Source organism: Stenotrophomonas sp., from assembly GCF_032103445.1.
GTDB lineage: Bacteria > Pseudomonadota > Gammaproteobacteria > Xanthomonadales > Xanthomonadaceae > Stenotrophomonas.
Window position 1 is genome coordinate 1 of the sequence record NZ_DAMDFR010000122.1, and the last position, 5,354, is coordinate 5,354.

At 68.5% G+C, this 5,354-nt stretch carries 5 protein-coding genes and 1 tRNA gene; all 6 read left to right on the forward strand.

Going from position 1 to position 5,354, the window contains the following annotated elements:
* The coding region (gene kdsB / locus RT551_RS21055; RefSeq protein ID WP_313462121.1) for a 3-deoxy-manno-octulosonate cytidylyltransferase at positions 1-637 on the forward strand (637 nt) is incomplete at its 5' end.
* Positions 638-735: 98 nt separating this feature from the next.
* Positions 736-2,145, forward strand: a complete 1,410-nt coding sequence (locus tag RT551_RS21060; protein ID WP_313462122.1) for a hypothetical protein — start codon at positions 736-738, stop codon at positions 2,143-2,145.
* Positions 2,142-3,989 carry an excinuclease ABC subunit UvrC gene (gene uvrC / locus RT551_RS21065; RefSeq protein WP_313462123.1) on the forward strand — a complete coding sequence of 616 codons (1,848 nt, stop codon included), beginning with the start codon at positions 2,142-2,144 and terminating at the stop codon, positions 3,987-3,989. Before RT551_RS21060 ends, uvrC begins: the two co-directional genes overlap by 4 nt.
* Positions 3,990-3,998: 9 nt before the next feature.
* The gene (gene pgsA, locus RT551_RS21070) at positions 3,999-4,622 is read left to right on the forward strand and encodes a CDP-diacylglycerol--glycerol-3-phosphate 3-phosphatidyltransferase (protein ID WP_311190804.1); all 624 of its coding nucleotides are present in this window, start codon (positions 3,999-4,001) and stop codon (positions 4,620-4,622) included.
* Between the two features lie 46 nt (positions 4,623-4,668).
* Positions 4,669-4,744 (forward strand) — tRNA-Gly (locus RT551_RS21075).
* A 137-nt stretch (positions 4,745-4,881) separates the two neighbouring features.
* Positions 4,882-5,354, forward strand: a 473-nt coding sequence (locus RT551_RS21080) for an FAD-dependent oxidoreductase (protein WP_313462125.1), incomplete at its 3' end; no start/stop codon positions are given.

Here is a 5,354-nt window from a genome sequence, read left to right on the forward strand (position 1 = left end):
GCGCGAGGTGTGGGTGGCGACCGACGACAGCCGCATTGCCGACGCCCTGGCCGGGCTGGAAGGCGTGCGCGTGGCGATGACCGCCAGCGACCACGCCTCCGGCACCGACCGCCTGGCCGAGTGCGCGCAGCAGGCCGGCTGGAGCGACGACACCCTGGTGGTCAACCTGCAGGGTGACGAGCCGTTTGCCCCGGCCGAGGGCATCCGTGCCGTCGCCGAGGCCCTGGTCTACAGTGGCGCACACATGGCCACCCTGGCCACGCCGGTGGAAGACGCGCAGACCCTGTTCGACCCGAACGTGGTGAAGGTGGTGCGCCAGCAGAACCTGGATGCGCTGTACTTCAGCCGCGCCCCGATTCCGTGGCACCGCGATGCCTTCGCACGCTCGCGCGACACCTTGTCCGGCCCGCACTGGCTGCGCCATATCGGCATCTACGCCTATCGTGCCGGCTTCCTGCGCCAGTTCGCCGCGATGCCGCCCGGTACGCTGGAGCAGCTGGAATCGCTGGAGCAGCTGCGCGTGCTCGAGGCGGGCTACCGCCTGAGCGTGGCGCTGTCGCCGGCCGCGTTCCCGCCGGGCATCGACACCCCGGAAGACCTCGAACGTGCCGAAGCCTGGCTGGCGACGCAGCGCTGACCCCGGCGATGACCGGTGGCCCTGCCGGCTGGACCGACCGTCCACAATTTGACGTTGGCACGACGGTTGCATGACGCCGAGTCCGGCATAATCAGCGCATGAACGTACAGCCTGTGCAGGACCTGCCGGAATTCGCCACGTGGCTCAACGCCGCGCCGTCCACCCTGACCGAGATGCGCGGCCGCCCGGTCGCGCTGGCCTTCGTCAACGCCGCCTCGGTGTGGTGTGCGCAGCGCCTGGCCGAGCTGGAGCAGTGGCGCTCGCGCAACCCCGGCCGCCTGCAGCTGCTGGTACTGCAGGTGCCGCGCTTCGACCACGAACGCGAACCGGAGCACGCGCTGAAGCTGCTGCGCCGGCAGGGCCTGACCGCGCCGGCGCTGCTGGATGCGGACTGGGACGGCTGGCGTCGCTTCAACGTGACCGCATGGCCGACCCTGGTGCTGCTGGATGCGCAGGGCCGGGAAGTGGACCGCCTGGTCGGCCTCGGTGACGACATGGAGCGCACGCTCAACACGTTGTGCCAGGGCAGCCGCCCGCTGGACGGCGAATCCGCGCCGCGCGAGCTGCACCCCGAGCCGCGCGGGGCGCTGCGTTTCCCGATGGGGCTGGTCGCCACCACCGAGCGCCTGTACATCGCCGACAGCGGCCACCACCGCATCCTCGAATGCAGCCACGGCGGGCGCGTACTGCGCCAGTTCGGGCTCGGCACCGCCGACATGATGGATGGCGGCCCCGGTGAAGCCGCCTTCAACCGGCCTCAGGGCCTGGCCCTGGAACGCGAATGGCTGTACGTGGCCGACACCGGCAACCACGCACTGCGCCGCATCCACCTGCTGACCGGGCAGGTCGACACCCTGTGCGGCAACGGTCGCCCGGGCGCGCCAGCCGAAGGCGCGGTCAACGACCCGCGCCAGGCCTCGCTCAACCATCCGCAGGGCCTGGTGGTCGCCGACAACCAGGTGCACATCGCCATGGCCGGCGACAACCGCATCTGGAGCTACCACCTGGGCCAGCGCACGCTGAAATGGCGCGCCGGCTCCGGTGCGATCGACGAGCGTGACGGCAGCGGCCACCTGGCCGCGTTCGCGCAGCCGGCCGCCGTGGCCGCCGTGCAGCAGGTGCTGTACGTCTGCGATGCACTCGGTTCGTCGATCCGCTCGATGCAGTTGCGCGGTGATCTGGTGCAGACCCTGGTCGGGCACGGGCCGTGGTCGTTCGGCGACCAGGATGGCCCGCGCACCACCGCACAGCTGCAGTATCCGCAGGCCATCGCACTGAGCCCGGACGCGCCGTTGCTGTGGATCGCCGACGCGGGTAATGGGCGGATTCGTACCCTGCGCCTCGGCGGCGGCGATCTGAATACGCTGGAACTGCCGCGTCGCCTGCAGGGGCCGGCCGGTCTGGCACTGGGCGGTGGAGCGGTGTGGATCGCCGAGACCGACGCCCATGCCGTGCTGCGTTTTGACCCGGTCAGCGGCGTGTTGAGTGACGTTCCGATCAGCGAATGACCCAGCCTTCCACCCCGGCCTTTGATGGCAAGGCCTTCGCGGCGCACCTGAGCACCGCGCCCGGCGTGTACCGCATGTACGCCGCCGACGACACCCTGCTGTACGTCGGCAAGGCGCGTGCGCTGCGCAATCGCGTCGGCAGCTATTTCAACGGCGTGCCGAAGACCGCGCGGATCATGTCGATGCTGTCGCAGGTCGCGCGCATGGACGTCACCGTCACCCGTTCCGAGGCGGAAGCACTGCTGCTGGAAAACCAGCTGATCAAGTCGCTGTCGCCGCGTTACAACGTCTCGCTGCGCGACGACAAAACCTATCCGCAGGTGCTGCTGACCCGCGAGGACTGGCCGCGCATTGCCCTGCATCGCGGTCCGCGCGCGGTGCCGGGCCGCTACTTCGGGCCGTACCCGGGCGTCACCGCGGTGCGCGAGACGCTCAACCTGATGCACAAGCTGTTCAAGCTGCGCAGTTGCGAAGACAGCGTATTCCGCAATCGCTCGCGGCCGTGCCTGCAGTACCAGATCGGCCGCTGCAGCGCGCCCTGCGTCGATCTGGTCGCAGCCGACGACTACGCCGAATCGGTACGCCGCGCCGCGCTGTTCCTGGAAGGCAAAAGTGACCAGCTCACCCGCGAGCTCGGCACCCAGATGCAGGCTGCCAGCGAAGCGCTGGAATTCGAACAGGCCGCCCGCCTGCGCGACCTGATCACCTCGCTGCGCAGCATGCACACCCGCCAGTACGTGGACGGCCGCGCCGCGGACCTCGATGTGCTGGCCTGCGCGACCCAGGGAGCCAGCGCCTGCGTGATGCTGCTGTCGTTCCGTGACGGCCGCAATCTGGGCACGCGTCCGTTCTTCCCGCGCACCAACGGCGAAGAAAGCGCCGAAGAGGTGCTGGGCGCGTTTGTCTCGCAGTACTACGGTGAACACGCGCCGCCGCGCGAGATCCTGCTCGACCGCGAAATTCCCGATGCCAGCCTGATCGAAACCGCGCTGGCCGCGTCGGCCGAGTACAAGGTGCAGTTGAAGTGGAACGTGCGCGGCGAGCGCGCCGGCTATGTGGAGCTGGCCAGCCGCAACGCGCAGATCACCCTGGTCAGCGAGCTGACCAGCCGCAGCGCGCAGCACGCGCGCAGCGAGGACCTGCGGCAGATGCTGGACCTGGCCGAGCCGGTCAAGCGGGTCGAGTGTTTCGATATCAGCCACACCATGGGCGAAGCCACCGTCGCCTCGTGCGTGGTGTTCGATGCCAGCGGCCCGGTGCGCAGCCAGTACCGCCGCTTCAACATCAGTGGCATCGAGCCGGGCGATGACTACGCAGCCATGCGCCAGGCCATCGACCGCCGCTTCCGCCGCGCGGTGGAAGAGCAGGGCGTATTACCCGATCTGCTGCTGATCGACGGCGGGGCAGGGCAGCTGGCCCAGGCCGAGGCGGCGCTGGCCGATCTGGGCGTGGAAGGGGTCATGCTGGTCGGCGTGGCCAAGGGCGTGGAGCGTCGCGCCGGGCACGAGGCGCTGGTGCTGCCGGATGGTCGCGAGTTACGCCCCGGGGCGGCGTCGCCGGCGCTGCAGTTCATCCAGCAGGTGCGTGACGAGGCGCACCGCTTCGCCATCACCGGCCATCGCGGTCGCCGCCAGAAGGCGCGCATGACCAGCAAACTCGAGGACATTCCCGGCATCGGACCACGCCGGCGTGCCAGCCTGCTCAAGCATTTTGGCGGGCTGGTCGGGCTCAAGGCCGCAGGGGAAGCGGAAATTGCCAAGGTGGAGGGCATCAATGACGCCCTGGCCGCCCGCATCTACGCTAACCTTCATGGACTGCCCACGCCCCCCGCACTGGGCGAGTAGAGAGAACTGATGACGTTGACCCTCCCCACCTGGCTGACGCTGCTGCGGATCGTGATGATCCCGGTGCTGGTGCTGGTGTTCTATCTTCCCTATACGTGGACCAATTTCGCGTCCGCGGCGATTTTCGGCCTGGCCGCCCTGACTGACTGGCTGGATGGCTGGATCGCCCGCCGCTACAACCTGGCATCGGCCTTCGGTGCGTTCCTGGACCCGGTGGCCGACAAGCTGATGGTGGCCGTGGCGCTGTTCCTGATCGTGCAGGGCCATCCCACCCCGTGGATGGCGTTCTGGGCGGCGGTGATCGTCGGCCGTGAAATCGCGGTGTCGGCCTTGCGCGAGTGGATGGCCGAACTCGGCCAGCGCGCCAAAGTGCGCGTGGCGCTGATCGGCAAGATCAAAACCACCGCGCAGATGGTCGCGTTGCTGTGCCTGCTGTATTCGGTTGCCCCGAACACGCCGGTGAGCGACATCTGGATGGGCGAACCGGTGTTCCATGTGGGTGACTGGACGCTGGCCATCGCGGCCGTGCTTACGCTGTGGTCCGGCCTGCAGTATCTGCATGCCGCGTGGCCGAGCCTGCGTGAGGACGAACGTGCCGCGCGTGCGAACGCAAAAGCAAAAAAGAAGGCGTAAGGGCTGTTGACAGCCCCGCATTTGGCTGTAGAATTTCGCCTCCCAAGCGGGAATAGCTCAGTTGGTAGAGCGCAACCTTGCCAAGGTTGAGGTCGCGAGTTCGAGTCTCGTTTCCCGCTCCAGATACAGAAAAAAGCGACCTTCGGGTCGCTTTTTTCATGCCCGCGCGGCGCACTTCATGTTCGCTTCACCGTCGCCACATCGGCGGCCCGCGTGCGCCGGCCACCCTGCATGTCCCTTCTGCAGTGGCAACACGCTCATGAACTCTTCTTCTGCCTACGACTGGGACCTGGTGGTCGCCGGTGCCAGCTTCGCCGGTGCGGCCTGTGCGCTGGCTGCCGCGCAATACGGTCTGCGCGTGTGCGTGCTGGAACGCAAGGCCGATCCCGGTGCGCGCCTGCACACCACCGGCATCCTGGTAAAGGAAGCGCTGGAGCAGACCTGGCTGCAGCACGCGCCGGATGCGTTGTTGCAGCGGGTCGAGCAGGTACGGATGTATGCGCCGAACCTGCGCAACGTACTGCTGGCGGCACCTGGCTATTACTTCATGACCACCGACACACCGAACCTGATGCGCTGGCTCGCCGATGAGCTGCGCCGGCACGGCGTGGACCTGCGTCTGCAACAGCCGTTCACCGAAGCCCACCGCCAGGGCGACGGCTGGCAGGTGGCCGGGGCGGGGCGCACCCGCTACCTGGTCGGGGCGGACGGGGCCGGCTCCCGCGTGGCCCA